This window comes from Chryseobacterium daecheongense (genome assembly GCA_027920525.1).
Classification (GTDB): domain Bacteria; phylum Bacteroidota; class Bacteroidia; order Flavobacteriales; family Weeksellaceae; genus Chryseobacterium; species Chryseobacterium proteolyticum.
The window spans coordinates 4741265-4762340 of sequence record CP115858.1 but is presented as its reverse complement, the minus strand read 5'-3'; the positions used below and the strand labels follow the sequence as shown (position 1 = coordinate 4762340).

17 protein-coding genes are annotated in these 21076 nt (G+C 36.5%); 7 read left to right on the top strand and 10 right to left on the bottom strand.

Annotated elements, in window-relative coordinates; genetic code table 11:
- Position 1: 1 nt before the first annotated feature.
- Positions 2-1474, bottom strand: coding sequence for a D-alanyl-D-alanine carboxypeptidase/D-alanyl-D-alanine-endopeptidase (dacB, locus tag PFY10_21315; GenBank protein WBV56727.1), 1473 nt, complete (start codon positions 1472-1474; stop codon positions 2-4).
- A 162-nt stretch (positions 1475-1636) separates the two neighbouring features.
- Complete coding sequence (gene priA, locus PFY10_21310; protein ID WBV56726.1) at positions 1637-4084, bottom strand: primosomal protein N'; 2448 nt, start codon at positions 4082-4084, stop codon at positions 1637-1639.
- Between the two features lie 104 nt (positions 4085-4188).
- Here priA and PFY10_21305 point away from each other — a divergent pair, with 104 nt between their 5' ends.
- Positions 4189-4938 (top strand): sulfite exporter TauE/SafE family protein, encoded by a 750-nt coding sequence (locus PFY10_21305; GenBank protein ID WBV56725.1) that lies wholly within the window; start codon positions 4189-4191, stop codon positions 4936-4938.
- Here the strand turns inward: PFY10_21305 and PFY10_21300 are convergent.
- The 4 genes from PFY10_21300 to PFY10_21285 all read right to left on the bottom strand — a co-directional run bounded on the left by PFY10_21300 (position 4935) and on the right by PFY10_21285 (position 10320).
- On the bottom strand, positions 4935-5846 hold the full coding sequence (locus tag PFY10_21300; protein ID WBV56724.1) for an AEC family transporter: 912 nt from the start codon (positions 5844-5846) through the stop codon (positions 4935-4937). The two genes, PFY10_21305 and PFY10_21300, sit on opposite strands and share 4 nt — an antisense overlap.
- A 118-nt stretch (positions 5847-5964) precedes the next feature.
- Positions 5965-8445 carry a glycoside hydrolase family 2 protein gene (locus PFY10_21295; protein WBV56723.1) on the bottom strand — a complete coding sequence of 827 codons (2481 nt, stop codon included), beginning with the start codon at positions 8443-8445 and terminating at the stop codon, positions 5965-5967.
- 164 nt (positions 8446-8609) lie between these two features.
- Positions 8610-9272 carry a copper homeostasis protein CutC gene (locus tag PFY10_21290; GenBank protein WBV56722.1) on the bottom strand — a complete coding sequence of 221 codons (663 nt, stop codon included), beginning with the start codon at positions 9270-9272 and terminating at the stop codon, positions 8610-8612.
- 55 nt (positions 9273-9327) lie between these two features.
- Positions 9328-10320 (bottom strand): N(4)-(beta-N-acetylglucosaminyl)-L-asparaginase, encoded by a 993-nt coding sequence (locus tag PFY10_21285; GenBank protein ID WBV56721.1) that lies wholly within the window; start codon positions 10318-10320, stop codon positions 9328-9330.
- Between the two features lie 229 nt (positions 10321-10549).
- On the opposite strand from PFY10_21285, the gene PFY10_21280 reads away from it, so the two are divergent.
- Positions 10550-11572 carry a serine hydrolase gene (locus PFY10_21280; protein ID WBV56720.1) on the top strand — a complete coding sequence of 341 codons (1023 nt, stop codon included), beginning with the start codon at positions 10550-10552 and terminating at the stop codon, positions 11570-11572.
- 6 nt (positions 11573-11578) lie between these two features.
- On the opposite strand, the gene PFY10_21275 is transcribed toward PFY10_21280, so the two are convergent.
- Positions 11579-13843 carry a family 20 glycosylhydrolase gene (locus PFY10_21275; GenBank protein ID WBV56719.1) on the bottom strand — a complete coding sequence of 755 codons (2265 nt, stop codon included), beginning with the start codon at positions 13841-13843 and terminating at the stop codon, positions 11579-11581.
- A 107-nt stretch (positions 13844-13950) separates the two neighbouring features.
- On the opposite strand from PFY10_21275, the gene PFY10_21270 reads away from it, so the two are divergent.
- The 3 genes from PFY10_21270 (at position 13951) to PFY10_21260 (ending at position 16270) form a co-directional block, all read left to right on the top strand.
- Positions 13951-14766 carry a DUF4197 domain-containing protein gene (locus PFY10_21270; GenBank protein ID WBV56718.1) on the top strand — a complete coding sequence of 272 codons (816 nt, stop codon included), beginning with the start codon at positions 13951-13953 and terminating at the stop codon, positions 14764-14766.
- A gap of 234 nt (positions 14767-15000) precedes the next feature.
- Positions 15001-15378: a hypothetical protein gene (locus PFY10_21265; GenBank protein WBV56717.1), complete on the top strand. Its 378-nt coding sequence runs from the start codon at positions 15001-15003 to the stop codon at positions 15376-15378.
- 4 nt (positions 15379-15382) lie between these two features.
- Complete coding sequence (locus PFY10_21260) at positions 15383-16270, top strand: hypothetical protein (GenBank protein WBV56716.1); 888 nt, start codon at positions 15383-15385, stop codon at positions 16268-16270.
- A gap of 49 nt (positions 16271-16319) precedes the next feature.
- Here PFY10_21260 and PFY10_21255 read toward each other — a convergent pair whose 3' ends face one another.
- Complete coding sequence (locus tag PFY10_21255) at positions 16320-16973, bottom strand: CoA transferase subunit B (GenBank protein ID WBV56715.1); 654 nt, start codon at positions 16971-16973, stop codon at positions 16320-16322.
- 121 nt (positions 16974-17094) lie between these two features.
- Between PFY10_21255 and PFY10_21250 the strand changes: the two genes are divergently transcribed.
- Complete coding sequence (locus tag PFY10_21250; protein WBV56714.1) at positions 17095-18900, top strand: ABC transporter ATP-binding protein; 1806 nt, start codon at positions 17095-17097, stop codon at positions 18898-18900.
- 76 nt (positions 18901-18976) lie between these two features.
- Here PFY10_21250 and PFY10_21245 read toward each other — a convergent pair whose 3' ends face one another.
- Together PFY10_21245 and PFY10_21240 are read right to left on the bottom strand one after the other, a co-directional pair.
- Entirely contained in the window at positions 18977-19678 is a 702-nt protein-coding gene (locus PFY10_21245) for a CoA transferase subunit A (protein ID WBV56713.1), read from the bottom strand.
- A 108-nt stretch (positions 19679-19786) separates the two neighbouring features.
- Positions 19787-20395, bottom strand: a complete 609-nt coding sequence (locus PFY10_21240; protein ID WBV56712.1) for a hypothetical protein — start codon at positions 20393-20395, stop codon at positions 19787-19789.
- 236 nt (positions 20396-20631) lie between these two features.
- Here PFY10_21240 and PFY10_21235 point away from each other — a divergent pair, with 236 nt between their 5' ends.
- Complete coding sequence (locus PFY10_21235) at positions 20632-21006, top strand: hypothetical protein (protein ID WBV56711.1); 375 nt, start codon at positions 20632-20634, stop codon at positions 21004-21006.
- Positions 21007-21076 lie beyond the last annotated feature (70 nt).

Below are 21076 nucleotides of genomic sequence, written 5' to 3'. Positions count from 1 at the left end.
TTTAAAGGTCTAATGCCGGTTCCAGCAGCCTTTCCATTCTTTTCTTCACCATATCTACGGATCCTGCATAGTTGTTAACCATCAGTGAGAACACAAGGGTCTTCCCGGAATTGGTTTTCATATACCCTGCCAGAGTTTTTACTTTATTTAAAGTTCCTGTCTTAGCAAATATCTGTCCGTTTCCTGTTCCGATAAACATTCTCTTTAATGTTCCCGATTGTCCTCCTACAGGAAGTGAAGTCAGGTAAGCTTTATAATACTTTTCATCCATTAATGAAGTTAAAAACTTCGCCTGTGAAATAGGAGTAACGGTATTGCTTCTTGAAAGCCCACTTCCGTCCATATAGTTTAAACCATTAATATCAAAGGCATTTTCTTTCAAATGGGTTGTTACAACAATTCTTCCCGATTCTGAAGTCTGATCTCCCAGTTTCTGGAATCCTACTGTTTTTAACAGTGCTTCTGCTAAAGAATTATCACTATGCTGGTTGGTGTAATAAATAATATCGCTCAAAGTCGGAGATTTGTATGCTGAAATCAGCTTTCTGCTCTCCGGCATAGGATCTGTCATTTTTGGAGTAACTTTTCCACTAACTGCAATTCCACTTTTCACCATGGTCGCTCTTAAAGTATTGGCAAGATATGCCGGGGCGTCAGGTAGCTTAGTGGTAAGAACACCATCTCCTTCATATTTATCCGCATATACCATCTGATTGGCATAAGGAGATACATAAAAATACTTTTTCTCAGTAGAGAAATTACCTGATTTCTTTACAATCAGTTTTTCATTAGCCGGATTAATCTCACGGGTGGTTCCAACCGGTAAATAATAGTTGTTATTTTCCAACCAAACAACATTTTCCGGAAGTCTTGAAATATTACCTTTGAAAAGTGCTGTCTGGATGATAATATCACCATTTACCCTTTTGATTCCTTCGTGAGAGATTCCACTAAGAAAGTCTGAAACAATCTCTCTATAGGATAACGCTCCGCCTTTGTTTGTTCCAAGCGATGGATCCCCGCTTCCTACGACGTAAAGATTACCATTTAAAACCCCATTTTCATCTATACTTCCTGAGTATTCCAGCTGAGTCATCCAACGATAGTTCTCTCCCAACAGATTCAAAGCTGTTTCTGTGGTCAAAAGTTTTGTTGTAGAAGCAGGAACCAAAGGAGTGTTTTCATTGTATGAAGAAATTACTTTCTTTGTTTTCGGGTCGTACACTACAAATCCCCATGATGCATTTTTCAGCACAGGATCGGAAACCAGAGTGTTTACATTAATATCTACGAGTTCTTTAGCCGACAGAATTGTTTTCTCCACAACAGAAGTTATAGGAGAAGGTAAGTTTAAATTCGTTTTCTGATTGTCATAAGCCTGAGAGTAAAGAACGGTAGAAACGGTAGATTGAGCAAGGAAAAACCCAGAAGCCAGTACCGCTACGCTTGAAATATATTTTCTGAAATTTACCATCTATCTTAGTTTTGTTTCTATGTCTGGAAACCATAAAAAACGATTCATAATAATCATCCAATAAAGGCACCAAACAATTAATCAACGACCAAAAGTAGAAAATATTGTTAGAAATCAGACCATTATAGTCTGATAAAAGGCTATAAAATTTGTTAAAAATTGTTAAAAATCCACGAAAACATCTTTTTTGATGCTCTGATAAGCAGTTATTTCATCAAAATCTTTTAAACTTAGCAAAACCTGCTCTTTGTATTTTTCATAGTTTTTTCCACGGGGAAGTTTGAGTAATATCTGGAACTGATACAGATTATTAATCCTTGCAATCTGAGACCTTTCCGGACCTAAAACACATTCTTCGGGAAGGTATTTTCTTAGAACAGAACCCAGAAACTGGGAAGCCCTGTTTACTTTATCTTCTCTCCTGTGTTTCAGCTCAATCATAATAAGCTTTGTGAAAGGCGGATAATGGAATTTCTGGCGCTCTTTTAAAAAATAGTAGTAGATCTTGGAAACCTTATTCATTTTGATCAGCTGAAAGACTGAATGCTCAGGATTAAATGTTTGAATATAGATTTTTCCTTTTCCAGACACCCGTCCTGCCCTTCCCGCAACCTGGGTAATCAGCTGGAAGGCCCTTTCTTCAGCTCTGAAGTCCTGTACATATAATAAAGAATCCGCTTTAGGAATAGCGACCAGTTCAATATGATCGAAATCCAATCCTTTTGAAATCATCTGTGTGCCCACTACAATATCAGTTTCCCTGTCTTCAATCTTTTCATAAAGTTTTTCATAGGCAAATTTTTTCCGCATGGAATCGACATCCATACGATCTACCTCGTTTTCAGGAAATAATTTGGAAACTTCTTCATGGATCTGTTCAACACCAACTCCTCTTTCATTCAGATTCTCTGAATGGCATTTCGGACATACTTTAGGCCTGGAAGCCCGTTGTCCGCAATAATGGCATTTCATTTCATTCGCAGCCTTATGATATGTCATTACCACATCACAATTGGAACAATAATTAACATATCCACAGGATTCACATTCCAGAACATTGGCATAACCACGGCGGTTATGAAGTATAATAGCCTGATTCCGCTCTTCCAGTACTTTTTTTATTTCATCGATCAGTTGTAACGAGAAATTTCCTGAAACTTTTTTAGAATCCTGAGCTTCTTTAAAATTTATAAGTTCAAATTCCGGCAACTGAACATTTCCGAATCTTTCATTAAGGAAAACATATTTCATTTTCTCCTTACGGGCTAGATAATAGCTTTCCACGGAAGGAGTGGCAGAACCTAAGATCACACGGGCATCATAAAAATTACCAAATACCAAGGCAGAATCTTTTGCATTAAAATAAGGGGAAACCTCCCTTGCTTTATAAGCAGAATCATGCTCTTCATCTACAATGACCAACCCAAGATTCTGGTAAGGCAGAAACAGTGCATTTCTTGTTCCTATAAGGATTTGGATATCATTATTTTTGATTCTTCTCCAAACCTCTACTTTTTCAAAATCCGTTAGCTTCTGGTGATAGAAGCCCAATTTCCGACCGTATTTTTTTTCAAGCCTCTGCGTAATTTGTTTGGTAAGAGAAATTTCAGGAAGCAAAAACAAAACATTTTTGCCCTGCTGAACACACTCCTCTATCTTCTCTAAATAAATATGGGTTTTTCCCGATGAAGTCACCCCATGAAGCAGTACATTTCTTCTTTCTTCAAAAGCTTCATCAACTGCCTCTTTTGCTTCTTTCTGAGCCTCGGAAAGCGCTTCTATTTCTTCTATTTCCCCATCATAACTTTCCAGCCTGTCTTTTTGCAGATAATATTCTTCGATGAAGTTTTTATCTACCAGAGGCTTTAAATGGGAATGCCCAAAAACTCCATCTTCAAAAAGATCTGACTTTTTAATAAAAGTATCCGGATTCTCAGTCTGATGTGATAAAATGAGAAGAAAAAGATCCTTTTGCTTAGGTGCTTTGTTCAGTTTTCCGAGAATTACAGTAAGACTTTCATTGTTTAAAAGTTCTTCGTTGATCCTGACGTAAGCAACTTCTTTCGCTTTGTATTTTTCGCCAATCTTTTCATCGATTTCAATGTATTGCAGATCAATCAACGAATTGATTGTTTTTATAATATCTTTTTTAGGAATAAAAGCTTCAAGATCTGTAAGATTGATAAGTTGCCGGACTTCAAGTGCCTGAATGAGATACATTTCATTAACATCCAGATTTTCAAAATCAACTGTTACGTTCGGCTTTAATTTCAGATATGTTTCACTTTCAAGCTTTAATGAGGAAGGAAATGCAAAACGATAGATTTCACCCAAATTACAAAGGTAATAGGCAGAAAGCCAGTTCCAGAAACCGATCTGCTCCTGGGGCAAAATAGGAGATTCGTCCAGAATGCTAATGATTTCCCTTGGAATAAACCCTTCCGGTTCTGTATCATGAATTTCAAAAACAATTCCTGTGTAGATTTTTTTTCCACGAAACGGAACTAAAACCCTCATTCCGGTTTGTAGTAACGGCATTAGCTCTTCAGGCACTTTGTAAGTAAAAGAACCTTTTAAATTTAATGGTAAAACAATTTGGGCGTATCGCAAGAGAAATGATTAAAGTGTAAAATTAAATCATTCTTCACAGAACTGCAATTTTTTATGAGTTGTTCCCCATTTTGTAACCTATATTTGTTATTCAATTTTGATTCATGGAAAATTATATCCTGCTTTTTTTTATTGGACTCCTGGCCGGAGCGATTAATGCAGCAGCTGGCGGTGGATCATTTATTACATTTCCCGCACTTGTATATGCCGGTGTTCCCCCGATTCAGGCCAATGCTTCAAGTACCGTTGCCCTGTTTCCGGGAAGCTTAGCCAGTGCATGGAAATTCAGAGAATATATTAAACCTTTCCCTGCTATTTCAATAGTAGCGATGATTATACTGACTCTGCTGGGAGGTTGTGCCGGAGGTCTGTTATTGCTATATACACCATCCAGTGGATTCAATCTTGTCGTTCCATGGTTGCTTTTGTTAGGTTCCATGGCTTTTGCATTTGGGAGGCAGGCCGGTAACTGGTTGAGAAAGAAAATGCATATCGGAGCGGGATTAGTACTGGGTGCTCAGTTTCTTTTAGGAATATATGGCGGTTACTTTGGTGGAGCCGTAGGAATAATGATGATGGCCGTTTGGGCGTTATTCGGTTTATCGGATATTAAAGTAATCAATGCCAATAAAACCCTGTTTACAGGAATTGCCAATGCGGTAGCTGTTGTACTTTTTATTTTTGCAGGGAAGGTTTACTGGCCGGAAACCTGCACCATGATGGTTGCCACAATTTCAGGAGGTTATTTTGGAGCTCATTTTACAAAAAAGCTGGATCCTGTAAAACTGCGTACAGGAATAGTTATATTAAATTTCTTTATTACTGCGGTTTTTTTCATCAAAACTTACTTTTAATTAAAAAATATCTCAATTATTCTATACCAGATAGCGGTTGTTAAGAATCCAACGATAATACTGAATCCAATGGTTAAATTCGTGAGTTTGGTATTCAGCCTGAACTGTTCGGCAATAATACTTGAAGTTACAAGAGTAGGCATTGCAGCTTCGAAGATGGTAATTTTGGCAATATCTCCCTTAATGCCTGAAAGAAAAGCCAATCCCAAAACAATCGCCGGTGCCAGTATCAGCTTATACAGCATAGATACAGACATTTGGGGAATGAGTTTTTTCCAGCCATTAAATTTCAACTGTAACCCCACGGAAAACAAAGCTAATGGACTTACTGTCGCAGCTAATTTATCAAAGAAGGGCTCAGCAGCTGTAAAATCAATAAACTGGGAGAGGATCAGCGCACTGATACATCCAATTAACGGAGGAAATGTGATCAGTCTTTTCAAAATGAATACCGCACTTACTTTCCCCGACCTGCTACCTCCTTTTACTGCGGCAATAATTCCCAAGGTAGAAAGACTGAAAAACATAGTCTGATCACAAATAATAGCAATGCTCAAAAGGCTTTCTCCATAAAAAGCACTTATTAAGGGAAAACCGATAAAGGAAGTATTGCTGTATCCGCTAATAAGCTCCATTGTACTTTGTGAACGCCTTGAATAACCTTTTTTCTTGCTATAAACCGACATAAACACAAAACTGAATACCGCAATAAGGAATGTCGCCACAATAGGAAAAAGCATTTCAAGTGTCCAGTGAACTTTAGGTAAATATTTAAATGAAACGGCAGGCAGGGCCAGATAAAGAATCCAGGTATTGATTCCTTTATGGGCATCCGGATGTATTGACTTGGTTGATCTGAATACCATTCCAGCCAAAATACATACCGCTATCAAAACAAAATTCACCATAATTGTGTCTAAATATGTTGCAAATGTAAGATTGATTTTTCAGCCGGACATAGAAATTGAATCGATTTTTAATCGAAAACTATGCATGGACTATCTTTTTCTCTGGATTTTACTATAATCAGGGATTAATGGCGTCCCATAAACTCATCACTTCTATTTTATCCAATGGCTTTGAAAGTTTAATACGTCTTGTTTTTTTGGGAAGCAAATCAAAGAAGTTATCACTGAAATGAGTATCTCCCATCAGATAAATATTTTTAGTTAAAACATCCGTAGATATTTCGATCTCTGAAGAAGATATTTTTTTGATATGTACCGCAGGTTTTGAGAGCTTCAGATCTTTAGGCTTTACAAGGAAATAAGTATTTTGTGCTACTTCTTTGTTACTTTTATCATTTAAAACCACATTTAGAAATACTTCGTTCCTAGAAAACCGGCCAAGTATCTTTTCAATTTCTATCGGATCAAAGGATATAATATCCTTTAAATTCCTGTTCCCGGAATGAATCCTTTTAATAATCTCCCCTTTAAATGTGGTTACTTCTATGGTTGCACTTACATCGTTCAAGTCCTGTATAAGATCGTTAACAGCAAATAAATTCAGTTTATTGTCCTTTTCTTCTGCCAGAATAATCTGCTGCTCAAAACTCCTTTTGACCTGGTAGTGCAAAGCTTTCCAATTTCCGGAATAATCGATAGAAGACCACGAAACCACAGGCCAACAATCGTTAAGCTGCCAATATAACGTTCCCATATTATAAGGTTTTGCTCTTCGATGTGCTTCAAAAGCGATTTGCATTCCACGTGCCTGCAGCAGTTGTGAGATGTAATTGTATTTTATAAAATCAGTAGGTACAGGATAATCCCGTTCCATATATGTATTGATGATTTCCCAACCTCTTGCATGCTTTTCATGTGCTTTTATAGTACCATTATTCAGATCGAGTTGAGGAGTTCCGGAAAACATAGTTTTCGTGGTCTCAAGACTTGGCATTCCCTGAAATCCATATTCAGACATGAAACGCCCTACTTTTTCATTATACACTTCAAAGGGCTGTTCACCCCACCACACGCCCCAGTAATGAGAGTCACCTTCTGTAAGGCTTTCCTTATGGCCCCAGCCGATCGATGGCGAGCTTGGCCAATATATATTCTTATCAGGGGCCAGCTTTTCTTTTAATGTATTGGGAATTAATTCATGAAAGACCTTTCTGTAATCTTTCCAAACCTGCAAAGAATCTTCTTTCGAATATTTAAATTGTTTCTGGTATCCCCAGTTGACAATAGCTTCGTCTACTTCATTGTTTCCACACCATAAAGCTATGGAAGGATGATTCTGCAAACGAGTGACCTGATCTTTTACCTCCTCTTTTACATTGTTCAGAAAATCCGCATCAGAGGGATAAAAACTTCCCGCAAACATAAAATCCTGCCACACGAGAATTCCATTCTCATCACATGCTTTATAAAACTCATCATCTTCATAAATCCCACCACCCCAAACGCGGATCATGTTGATATTTGCCTCTTTGCAATCTTTTATCAGTTTCTGATATTTTTCTTTCGTAATCCTTGGTGAAAAGCTATCTCCCGGAATCCAGTTCGTCCCTTTAATGTATAACGGTTGATTATTGACCTTAAAATAGAAAGACTTCCCTTTTTCATCCTTTTCCTGAACCAGTTCTATAGTTCTGAATCCCGTTCTAAGGCTTTTTGCATGAATCTCTTTTTCTCCCTTTAAAAGATTAATTTTAAAATCATAAAGATTGGCATCTCCCCAACCATTTGGCTGCCAGATTTTCAATCCATCGATTTGATAGGGAAATCTTATTTTATTTTCACCTTTTCCAAGAGAAAAGGTCTTTTGGGAATTATTGATTTTTAAGGCATAATTACCTGGTGTCTGTACTTCGATATCAACTTCAAAGCTAAAATTACCTTTAGGTTCCGCTGATACATTTTGTAAATCCTTTATGCTTTTAATCTTAGCATCATTCCAGAAGTCCAGTTTTACCTCTTTCCATATTCCTGCCGTAACCAATCTCGGCCCCCAGTCCCAACCAAACTGATACTGTGCCTTTCTTATAAAGCTTCTAGGACTTTCAGGCATCGTGAAAGGAACTTTTTGAGCCAGCTTTTTACCTTCTTCTACAGCAGACCTGAATGAAATCTTTAGAATATTGTCGCCCGGTTTCAGATAATTTTTAACAGGAATACTCCATTTTCTAAACATGTTATCCGTCTTCTGAAGAAGTTTTCCATTAAGGTAAATTTCAGAAAAGGTATCCAGGCCTTCAAATACAAGATCTATATTTTGATTTTTCAACTCGTGTGATGAAATTTTAAAATGGGTCTGATAATCCCAGTTTTCATTTTCTACCCATTGGACTTTTTTCTCATTTTCATCTTTAAATGGATCGGGGATCAATTTATTATCCATCAAATCCTGATGCACGGTTCCCGGTACTTTTGCAGAAAGCCACTGAGTTTCTTTTGAGTTTTTAAACTGCCATTTTTCGGATGATAAACTGCGCTCGGAAAATTGTGCACTAAGAAAATTGTGAATAAGAAAAAAGGTAAAAAGTATGGTTTTATTCATTGATGAGTTTATTTACAATTCTAAGAATTCCGTCTTTTATAAGGAGTTCATCAGAATGAATGGGCAGGCCTGGTTAAATGGCAGATTGTTAATTGTTTTTAAATCTTTATATTAAAAATTTAATGATCATTATCAGGAACCGTGGTTGACAGTATCAGATTCTGTTATTTATTCTTCAAAGCAATTACCTCATCTGCATCGGCAAACTGTCCGCCATCCGTAATAGCTGAAGAATGAAAATAGGCTGCGTTTGTAAATTCACGGATATCCTGGATATTGGTTGATCTTAGTCCTCCACCCACAAGAATTTCTATTCTCCCATTTGAAAGCTCTACCAATTTTTTCAGATTTTCTTTACCCTCGGAAACATTAGGTTTCTGTCCGGAAGTAAGAATCGTTTTAAAACCACAGCTGATCACTTTTTCCAATGAGCTTTCTAAACCTTTTGCCCTGTCAAAGGCTCGGTGAAAAGTGCAAGGTAACGGATGTGCCATTTCAACCAGGGTTTTATTTTGTTCCATATTAACCTCATCATTCTCATCTAAAATTCCGAAAACAAAGCCGTCGACATTAAGAGATTTAAGCTGGGTAAGCTCACTTTTCATCTGTTCAAATTCTTCATTTGTATAAGTGAAATTTCCTCCACGGGGACGGATCATGACAAAAACAGGAATGTTTATCTTTTCTCTCAGTTTTTTAGTTGTTTCAAAATCTGGTGTAGTTCCTCCTTCACTTAAACCATCACATAATTCTATTCTGTCTGCCCCATTTTCAAAAGCAACGATGGCAGAATGAGGATTAAAACATGCTATTTCTATCTTTGACATTTTTAATTTTTTTAGGAATTAGTAACAATAATTTCTGATTTCTGATTTCTGATTATTATTTCAAGGCAAACTCAGGAGTTTCCAGCCTGTTTCCTTTTTGGTCATGTACCGCAAAATTAAACCCGTCCTGTATGCAATAAGATCCATATTCCCCGTTTTTATTTAATGCAATAAAACCTACCTGAATATCTTTCAGATTTTTATTTCTTCTCTGTGCAATCTTTACAATTCTTTCAACCGCTTCTTTGCAGGCTTGCTGTGGATTTCTTCCTTGTCTCATCAGTTCCACAACCAGGTGAGTTCCAACAGTTCTTATTACTTCTTCACCATGTCCCGTTGCCGTAGCGGCACCCACTTCGTTATCTACGAATAATCCGGCTCCGATAATGGGAGAATCTCCTACCCTTCCGTGCATTTTAAAGGCCATACCGCTGGTAGTACAAGCTCCGGAAAGATTTCCCTGAGCGTCCAATGCAATCATTCCGATGGTATCATGGTTTTCAATATTTACGATAGGTTGGTACTTGCTGTTTTTAAGCCATTCCTTCCATTCTTTTTCAGATTCGGGCGTTAATAGGTTTTCCTTTTTAAATCCCTGAGACAGGGCAAACTGAAAAGCACCATCTCCTACCAGCATAACGTGCGGAGTCTTTTCCATCACGGCTCTGGCTACAGAAATTGGATTTTTAATATTTTCAATACAGGCAACCGATCCGATGTTGTAGTTTTCATCCATGATACAGGCATCAAGTGTTACTCTTCCATCTCTATCCGGGCGTCCGCCATATCCCACGCTTCTTTCCGTGGGATCCAACTCCACCAAACGTACTCCTTTTTCAACAGCATCTAACGCTCTTCCGTTTTTGCCAAGAATCGTCCATGCTTCCTCATTGGCCTTTAAACCAAAATTCCAGGTTGACAGGACGATCGGTTTGTTTATGGTTTTATGACTTTCAGGTAATGGACTGGCCATTAGATCTAGCGGATTTACGGCAAGAGCCAAAGAAGCAACTGCTGTCTTTTTGATAAAGTTTCGTCTGCTTTGCATATCAGGTTTATTAGGCTTACAAATTAGCAATTTTCCTGCTGGTACAAAAGTAAAAAAACAACAGATCCTATTTCATCGCGTTTAACAATCCTCATTACAAAAAGTCATAAAAACAATCTTCATATCATTGATCGGAATATTTCGAAATTCATATCGGCAAGATGGAAAATTCACCCCTGTAACTTTTCATTTACATTACTGACTTATTGTATGTTAAACTTTTTCAACCATGATCAGAATTTCAGTTATTTTAGGTAGTGTTTTATTCATTTTATTTTCCTGCAACAAAAAATCAGAAAAAGATATTCTTATAAATTTTTACAAGAAAGGAAAATTTAATGGTACCGTTCTCATAGTTGAAAAAGGAAAAATAATATGTGATACAGCATTGGGATATAAAAATTTTGAAGACAAAAAACTTATGACCAAGGATACGCCGTTCTGTATTGCGTCTGTAACCAAACCTTTTACTGCAACAGCGATTATGCTTTTACAGCAGCAGCACAAGTTGTCGTTTGATGATAAAGCAAGCCAATATCTAATGGACCTTCCGGAATATGCACAAAATATCAGTATCAGACAATTGCTTAACCACACTTCAGGATTAAAGGATTATGAGAATGTTTTGATCTCAGACAACAGGATCACCAATAAAGATGTCCTGGCCTTTCTAAAAAAGCAACCCGGATTAACATTTCCTTCCGGCAGTCAATTCGAATATTGTAATAGTGGATATATCATACTTGGACAAATTATAGAGGCTGTATCCGGACAGTCATATAAAAATTTTATTCAAAATAGAATTTTTGCTCCTTTGAATATGCAGCATTCATTTGTTTTTGATGCTCAAACGGTACCGCCTTCCGGTATTGCCAAAGCGTATGATATAGATAAAAACCCGGATGATTATTTTCTTTTAACATTGGGGGATGGCGGGATCTATTCTACGACATGGGATCTATATAAATTCGACCAGGCTTTAAGAAAGCATCATTTACTGACTAAGGAAAACACAAAAATTATATATGAACTGCCCGTTTTAAAAAATGGAAAAACGAGTGATTATGCATTCGGATGGTACATTTCTGACGATACCGCAATGCATACCGGTGGAATCAACGGGTTCAGAAGTATCATCTGGAGAGACCTGAGCAACAATACCTGTATTATTGCTTTGACGAATCAGGGAGATGCCTTTCCGGTGTATCAATTTCTGGAAGCTGAGAAAAAGTCGATACGGAATGCTTTCTGATATTGATTAATTCATCCCAATCTCATCTACAAAAAGCCAGGCTTTAGAATCAGCTCCCGGATTTCCGGCAGGAATAATTCCTGCATTTTCAATTTTAACTTTAATATATGCCGCGTTCTGATTACCAACATTGAGTTTTACTTTTCCTTTTACATTCTGAATTTCATCTTTTCCAATTTCTTTGATCATTTTAAAATTTACATTATCATCAGAAATAAAGATCTGTGCTCCTTTAGCCAAATGAATCCAGCTTCCTTTATTTTCAAGGGTATTAAAATAAACTTCTGAAAACTGAGTTTTTACTCCTAAGTCAATAATTGCTACAACATCTTTTCCCTGAAAGCCTAACCATGTTTTTCCCAGCTGTTTTTGATTACCCAAAATTCCATCCACCAAAGTAAACGCTCCGCCAAAAGAATAATTTTCGCTGGGCTGTTGTTCCAGAGTGATCTTCTTTCCCGTTGTTTTGGAAGGAATAAATGATTGGGAAGAAACCGCACTTTTTATCTGTCCATCTTCGAAATAGGCAGACTTTATGGTCATAGCTCTTGAAACAGGGATAGGCTCCTTATAAGATGGTGAATTTACTGTTGGATCTGTACCATCGGTTGTATATTTTATTCCCTGGGAATTTTGAGAAGTTGATAATTCATATGCAACACCTTTGGCAGAAGGTGTTACTTTTCCTGAAATATTATAAATGCTTTTCGCATAGTTAATCTTCATTTTATCTAAAACCTTAAACTGCCGGATAACCCTGTTTTCAAATTCTTTATAATTCTTAGGATCAGAAGTTCCCCATGCTACTTCTGAAAGTGCCATTATTCTTGGAAAAATCATATACTGGACATGCTTAAAATCCAATATATATTCGGTCCATAAGTTAGCCTGAACACCTAAAATATATTTAGCTTCCTCAGCAGTAAGCTCTGAAGGAACCGGATCGTAAGAATATACTTTATCTAAAGGAGTAAATCCTCCAAAAGCATTAGGTTCGGACTGGGGATCCCCCTGATAATGGTCAAAATAACAGAAAGCTCCAGGAGTCATTACAGCAAAATGTTTTGATTTTGCAGCTTCAATTCCTCCATTGACACCTGTCCAGCTCATTACCGCAGCGTTTGGTGCCAGACCTCCTTCCAGAATCTCATCCCATCCGATTATTTTCCGCCCTTTGCTATTTACATATTTTTCTATAGTCTGGATAAAATAGCTTTGTAATCCATGTTCATCTTTCAGATTGTTCTTTTTGATCAGCTCCTGACAATGCGGGCACTCTTTCCATCGTGTCTTAGGACATTCATCACCACCAATATGGATATACTGAGAAGGAAATAACTTTATCACCTCATCCAGGACATTTTCTAAAAATGTAAATGTTTCTTTTTTAGGACAAAAAACATCATCAAAGACGCCCCACTTTGTGGCAGGTTCAAAAGGTCCTTTCGTACACGCCAGCTCAGGATAGGCTGAAAGTGCTGCTAAAGCATGCCCGGGCATTTCAATTTCAGGTACAATTGTAATATGACGCTGTTCTGCATACTTAACCACATCCTTAATCTGTTCCTGAGTATAAAAATAAGGGCCATATGGTTTTCCGTCAAAGGTATTATCTACATAGGCTCCAATCATAGATTCTTTTCTCCTGGAGCCAATTTCAGTCAGCTTCGGATATTTCTTGATTTCAATTCTCCATCCCTGATCATCGGTTAAATGCCAGTGAAATGTATTTAGCTTATACATGGCCAGATAATCAATATACTGCTTTACTTCATCTACCGTAAAGAAATGACGGCAAACATCCAGATGCATTCCTCTCCATGCAAATTTTGGATTATCTTTAATCTCCATAGCGGGAATCTCTCCTTTTTCCTGATAATCATCAAACAACTGGATCAAGGTTTGAACAGCAAGAAAATAACCTTGTTTAGTGTAAGAACTTATAAAAATCCTTTTGGGAGAAATATCAATAGAATATCTTTCTTTATCACCCTGCGGGTCAATCGGCATTTTGGGTTGTGGAATCAGCATATGCATTATATGAACTTTTTCCGTACTTCCTGAGGATTGAAATGTAACGCGAGCACCAAGATGCTTTTTGAAATATTCCGTTTCCTCTTTTGGAAGTTTATCATTCAGTATCAATGTTTTGGGGATCACAAATTTACCTTCCTGAATCGTTAAACTTTGTGGGTAAGGAATTAAACTTGGTTTAGTTTGCGAAAAAAACAGATTGGAAATCATAAGGGAAAAGACCAATAATAAACGCATTATTTTGTGTAATTTAGATTTAAGCGAATATAATTAATTTCTGAAAAAAGTCAGTGAATTATTTAACCTATTATGATATAAAAGATCTAATTTTGCAAAAATATACAATGAGAAAAACAATTTTTTTAGCGGTAAGTCTGGTGTTTTCATTTTCAGCACAAGCACAACTTTTAGATATCATAAAATCTACAGTTAAGGAAAAAACAGGGGTTGACCTTAACAATACAGGAAAAATAAAGAACACTTCTACAGGAACAACTGTAATCACAACTCCATCACCCAACAGAGCCTCTTCAGTTAATCTGAATAATCTTACTTCTACCCAAATTTCGTCCGGATTAAAGGAAGCCTTAAGTATGGGAGTGAATGATGGTGTGAAGAAGCTTGCTTTAACTGATGGTTTTTTCAAAAATGAAGCCGTAAAAATTTTAATGCCCGAAAAACTAAGAAAGGTAGACACGACCTTGCGTTCTTTGGGAATGGGAAAACTAGCTGATGAGGGAGTGAAATTATTAAACAGAGCTGCTGAAGATGCCGTAACAGAAGCTGCTCCTATTTTCACCAATGCCATTACATCAATGACAATTACTGATGCCAAAAATATTTTATTGGGCTCAAATCATGCGGCGACTAATTATCTGCAAACTAAAACCCAGAACCAGCTCTTTACAGCGTTCCAGCCAAAAGTACAGGCTTCATTGGGAAAAGTGGGAGCTGACACCCTTTGGAAAAGCCTTATTTCAAAGTACAATACTTTTACAGGGCAATCTGTAACTACTGATTTGAATGAATATGTGACTACAGAAACAATTAATGGCGTTTTCAAAATGGTTGCAGATAAAGAAAACGGGATCAGAAATACTCCAGCCATGAGAACTACCAGTATTTTACAAAAAGTTTTTGGAGCTCAGGACGGTAAATAATCAATTATGAATAGTTGAAAAAACTCAATTTATAACATCTAGATACAAAATAAAAAGGCTGTTTCAGAATTTGAGCAGCCTTTCGTATTAAATTGTATTGCAAATCATGTAATTCTTCTTTTTTAAGATATAATAGTCAGGAATTCTGTAAACATAACAATTTTTTCATAACTTCAATTCCGTATATAAAATACAATCAGCGAAGTAAATCAACAAACACAAAAATAAACAACCATGAAAAAATTAATGTATGCTTTTCTTGTTTTCAGTCTGTTCGCAGCTTGTTTACCCATGTCCGGAAGTCCTATGACAGCCTTTATTGTGAAAAACACTTCAGATAAGCCCGTTAGCTTTACCTCTAGTGTTATCAAAATGTCGCAAAGTTTTGGAGCACAGGAAGTCTCTAATTCTTTTACGGTAAAACCTCATGACAGTATTATTGTGAGGCAGACTTATTTCAAAAAAGACGGTACCAATCCTCAAAAATGGTTTTCAAAGTTCGATATATCACCAGTAGATGGTGTGGAATTAAATGATCCTCAACTTGCAGAAAATTGGAAAAAGGGATCCAAAGATAATGTTCCCACATATACATTTACCATTAATAAATAAGGACATGAAGATCTTTAAAATCTTAACCATTTTCTTCTGTTCAATGTGCTTTTCTCAGGAAAATAATATCCTCACAAGACTTTCCGCGTTGAATAATAATGGCAAAATCTGGTACAATATAGATGGATATAGTGTTACAAGTGAGGTTTTCAATAATTCTTTTGATGAAAAAGGGCTTTCAAAGGTTTTAAAAAAACATAAAATTTCAGATTCTGAACTAAAAACAAGAGATGAGAAAATCAATAGTAAAAACTTCTTTCTAACCAAACAACAAAAAATTTCAGGAAACAGCTTTCAAACAAATAATTATTATTTCGTTGAAAATCCGAATAAGACAATCACTGTAGTATGGTTTATAAAAAACGGAAAAACAGATCAAGATACTGAAGAAAAGCTCGTTAATGCAATTATTGAGAATAGAATTCCGGAGGAGAATTTTGTTTCTATGAATATCAGTTCAATTAATTTTGCCGGAAGAAAAATAGAACTTGGCAGTAATTGTTACTGGACCTTCCTCAATACAGTTCAATGCCCATATGCTGGTGAGATGAACTGGTCTGTTCACAGAACATTACAGGATGCAAAAGAAGCTGTTGAAAACCAATTGAATGTAACAAAATCTAAAGGAGGGGGAAAAATTACATCCGAAGAAATGATTGATATTAATTTTCTGGATGTACCTACAAAAGCAAAAAAAATAGTGTATGACTTTACGGGCCTAACTTCTGTTCTTACAAAAATGTCCGGCGGAAAGTCTTTAACAATCTACTATATCGCAGAAAATATACGAGATCAAAATATAAGCTGCGTGATAAGTTTCTGGAACAACGATGAAATAAATCCACAAACAAAGCTTCCTGCTCTTCCTGAAAAACTAATGAAACTTAATTAATCGATGATAAAAAAGGCTGTTAATGATAACAGCCTTTCTTTTGTTTTTATTAAAATTGCATTTCGGGAATCTCTCCTTCAATGATCAGATCTGCTTCTGTAGATTGTACAATATGCTCTACGGACACTCCAGGTGCTCTTTCAACAAGCTTAAAACCAGCTGGTGTTACATCTAAAACAGCGAGTTCCGTAACTACTCTTTTCACACAATTTACTCCTGTTAAAGGAAGTGTACATTTTTTCAGGATTTTACTTTCTCCTGCTTTATTTACATGCATCATCGCAACAATGATATTTTCAGCAGAAGCTACCAAATCCATCGCTCCGCCCATTCCTTTTACCATTTTTCCAGGAATCTTCCAGTTGGCAATATCTCCGTTTTCAGAAACTTCCATTGCGCCAAGGATCGTAAGATCTACTTTCTGTCCACGGATCATCCCAAAACTAAAAGCGGAATCAAAAAATGAACCTCCTGGTAGTATCGTAATGGTCTGCTTTCCTGCATTTATGATATCAGCATCTTCTTCTCCTTCAAAAGGGAAAGGCCCCATTCCCAAAACTCCATTTTCACTCTGAAATTCTACTGAAATACCATCAGGAACGTAGTTGGCAACCAAAGTGGGAATCCCTATTCCCAGATTTACATAATAACGATCTTTTAATTCTTTTGAGATTCTTTTAGCAATTTGTTCTTTTGTGAGCATAGTAAAAACTTAGACTGCAATTTAATTATTTTCAATAGAATACAAAAGGGCTTTGTTATTGAAAATTATTAACATAATAAGTCGAAATAATATCTCTAATTTTGCAACATTATTTAACAGAATGAAAATACTTTTAAAATACCTTAAACCTTACCAGTGGTTGATTATTCTTTCATTGTTATTAGCAACCATTAATCAGGTATTCTCTTTATTTGCTCCGGCAATAACGGGTAATATTCTCGATAAACTGGTTACCCACCCTAATTTTTTTGATAAAGAAAAGCTTTTACCAAGAAACCTGAACCAATATTTATACGGAGACGGCATTTATCATGGTGTATTCTATTTCTTATCCCTCCTTATCGGAACAGCCATGGTGAGCAGGATCGCCAAAGCTTTTCAGGATTATGCAGTAAGTGTTATCACCCAAAAGTTCGGGGCAAAAATTTTCACGGACGGTTTAAAGCATTCTATGGCATTGCCATATCAGGAATTTGAAGACCAGAGAAGTGGTGAAACCCTTTCTATTTTAACGAAAGTAAGAGAAGATACTGTAAAGTTCATCAGTAATTTTATTAATATTTTCTTCGGAATTCTGGTCAGTATCATTTTCGTTGCTGTATATGCTATCCGTTTACATTGGTCAATCATGCCGGTATATATTTGTGGAATATTTCTGATTGCATTCATCACGAATTTATTAAGCAAGAGAATAAAGAGTATCCAGAAAAATATTGTTTCGGAAACCACAGCTCTGGCAGGAAGTACTACAGAAAGCCTTAGAAATATAGAAATTGTAAAAAGTCTGGGATTAACCAATCAGGAAGTCATCCGCTTAAACAATAATACCTATAAAATTCTGGGGCTTGAACTTAGAAAAGTCAAAAGCATCCGTTCTTTAAGTTTTATCCAGGGAACAATGGTTAATTTTCTTCAACAGCTGATCACCCTGACTTTATTACTTTTAATTTTTAAAAATATTGTAACTCCGGGACAATATTTATCGCTGATGTTTTATGGCTTCTTTATCTTCGGACCTATGCAGGAGATCGGAAATATTATTATTTCTTATCGAGAGGCTGAAGCTTCCCTTCTTAATTTTGACCGTTTAATGAAAAAAACAGTTGAGGAAAAACCCCTTCATCCTAAACAGATCGGTGCTATTGAAGAATTGGAGTTCAAACATGTTTCTTTCAAACATCAATCAGCTCAGTATAAAGCGTTAAACAACATATCTTTTACCGTAAAAAACGGAGAAACAATTGCTTTTGTTGGTCCCAGTGGTTCCGGAAAAAGTACCCTGGTAAAACTTTTGGTTGGGCTCTATCGTCCTCAGGAAGGAAATATTTTTTATAATAATATCAATGGGAAAGAATTTGATTTTGATGAATTGAGGAATCAAATTGGCTTTGTAACTCAGGACACCCAGCTTTTTGCAGGAACCATTAAAGAAAACCTTCTTTTCGTAAATCCAAAGGCTACTGAGGTAGAACTTCAAATAGCTTTACAAAAATCAAGCTGTACTGCTTTACTGGAAAGGGCTGAAAAAGGCATAGAAACCGTAATTGGAGAAGGTGGATTGAAATTAAGTGGCGGGGAAAAGCAAAGAATTGCGATTGCAAGGGCTTTATTACGAAGACCTCACCTGTTAATTTTTGACGAAGCCACTTCAGCTTTGGACAGTATTACGGAAGAAGAAATAACTTCCACCATCAAAAGCATATCGGAGGAAAAAGAACAAATCACAGTATTGATTGCCCATCGTCTAAGCACCATTATGCATGCCGACCGGATTTATGTACTTGAACGAGGCCAAGTCATAGAAATGGGATCCCATGATAATCTGATTGCCGAAAAAGGATTATACTATGCCATGTGGAGACAACAGATCGGAGAAAGGAAAATGGTAATTCCCGAAGAATCATAAGAAGAATGATAAATAAAGCGCCGGAAAATATTTTCCGGCGCTTTATTTATATGAATACTCTCTTTCAAACGAAGACTTAATCTTTTTTCCTTACTGTTCTTTGCTCAATTCGCTTTTCGAATTTATCACCCTGGAATATTCTCTGAATCATAATTCCTGGAATATGGACTTCATTAGGATCCAATTCTCCCGGTTCTACCAATTCTTCTACTTCTGCTATTGTAATTTTTGCAGCCCCTGCCATTGGATGATTAAAATTTCTTGCAGATCCTTTGAAGATCAGATTTCCTGCATGATCTCCTTTCCACGCTTTGACAATAGAGTAATCTGCATTATAGGCATGTTCAAGAATGTGAGGCTTACCGTTAAATTCCTTTACTTCTTTACCTGCCGCTATTTCAGTCCCATATCCTGCAGGTGTATAAAACGCAGGAATTCCGGCTTGTGCAGCTCTGCATTTTTCAGCAAGGGTCCCTTGTGGAGTAAGTTCAACATCAAGTTCACCGGAAAGCATCTGTCTTTCGAATTCTGCATTCTCCCCTACATAAGAAGAGATCATTTTTTTAATCTGTCTTTTATGCAACAATAATCCCAATCCAAAATCATCAACTCCAGCGTTGTTGGAAATGCACGTCAGATCTTTCACATCACTTTCTACCAAAGCATTAATGGAGTTTTCAGGAATACCGCAAAGGCCGAATCCCCCCAGCATTAGTGTCATCCCATCCTGAATTCCTTCTATAGCTTCCTTTGCATTTTTTACTCTTTTATCTATCATGAAATATTAGATTTTTCTGTTGGCTAAATTTAATAATTTTCTTTTAAATCAAGGCACACAGGATTTTTATTTAAATAGATAAAAGTGAAACACCATTTTAGATAATTGCTAAAAATCCAGCAAACCATCAGAAAGGGCCTTCCATTGAATTTTAGAAATTCCCATCATTCCTCCTATGCCTACCATGATATTTCTGATCTTATCAATAAAAGAAGCATTAAAATTGGGTGATTCATTCCTTCCGTAAATTGCTGCCATTATTTCTTTGCCATTATTTGAGATCATAAAAGTTGACGTAGCTTTACTGCTGTAAAAGTGTGCTATACGGTTGTTTTCGGAGTTTCCCGGAATTTTGGATGGTCTGCAGGTTATACTAATACGTTCAAATGAGCCTGTATGATGAGAGGAAATATTGACTATCTGTACCCAATCGTATCCTTTTGCTTCTTTTTCTCCGGGACCAGGTATATCAATACGGATGTAATCATCAATTTCAGGAGATCGGTCAAGAGGTTTTCCTTTTGAATCATACAATTTAAAATCGGCTGTGAGAGCGCCACTGTACTCCCTCCACTGATTCACTGAAAAAAATCTTTTTTTCAAAACAGAAAACTTTTGCTTGTTCAATTCAGGATCGTCAAATTGTTTTTTACTTTCAGTATCATGAAATCCTCCACTCTTTTGTTGGGGAACTCCCGGAATTTCTTTAGGTTTCATAATTTCATCTTTTAAAATTGAACATGTAAGGAACTCACATTTTAGCTTTATTCACTGGTAAACTAAGATTCATAAAGTTAACCGGACCGGTAAAAACTATTTTATGACCAGGCTCATAAAACCAACAATTCCAATTACTACGACAATATACAGACCAAATCCTAATGGTCTGAATTTTGGAGTTCATGTATAAAAGAATTATAAAATTCTGAGTACATACAACCAATCACATTATTATGGAAACGAAAGACATATCAAGAATAGGACTTGGTGCATTTCTGATTACTGCAGGAATCAGTCACCTTACATTTGCAAGGAAAGAATTTCAGGCTCAGGTTCCCGAATGGGTTCCTTTAAAAAAAGATGATACGGTGGTATATTCCGGAATCGTAGAAATACTCCTGGGAACAGCAACGATCGTGACTCCTAAAAAGTATCGACAAACAATGGGAAAAGTTGTTGCAGGCTTTTTTGCAGCGGTTCTTCCCGGAAATATTGCCCAATATAAAAACAGAAGGGATTCTTTCGGCCTGAACACCGATAATCAGAGATTCGCAAGACTTTTAATGCAGGCTCCTTTAATTGCATGGGCATTAAAATCCACGGATTAAAGTAAACTATTTATCTTCATTAGGTAATCTTTAATAAAAAAAGAGGGAACAAATGTTCCCTCTCTGTACT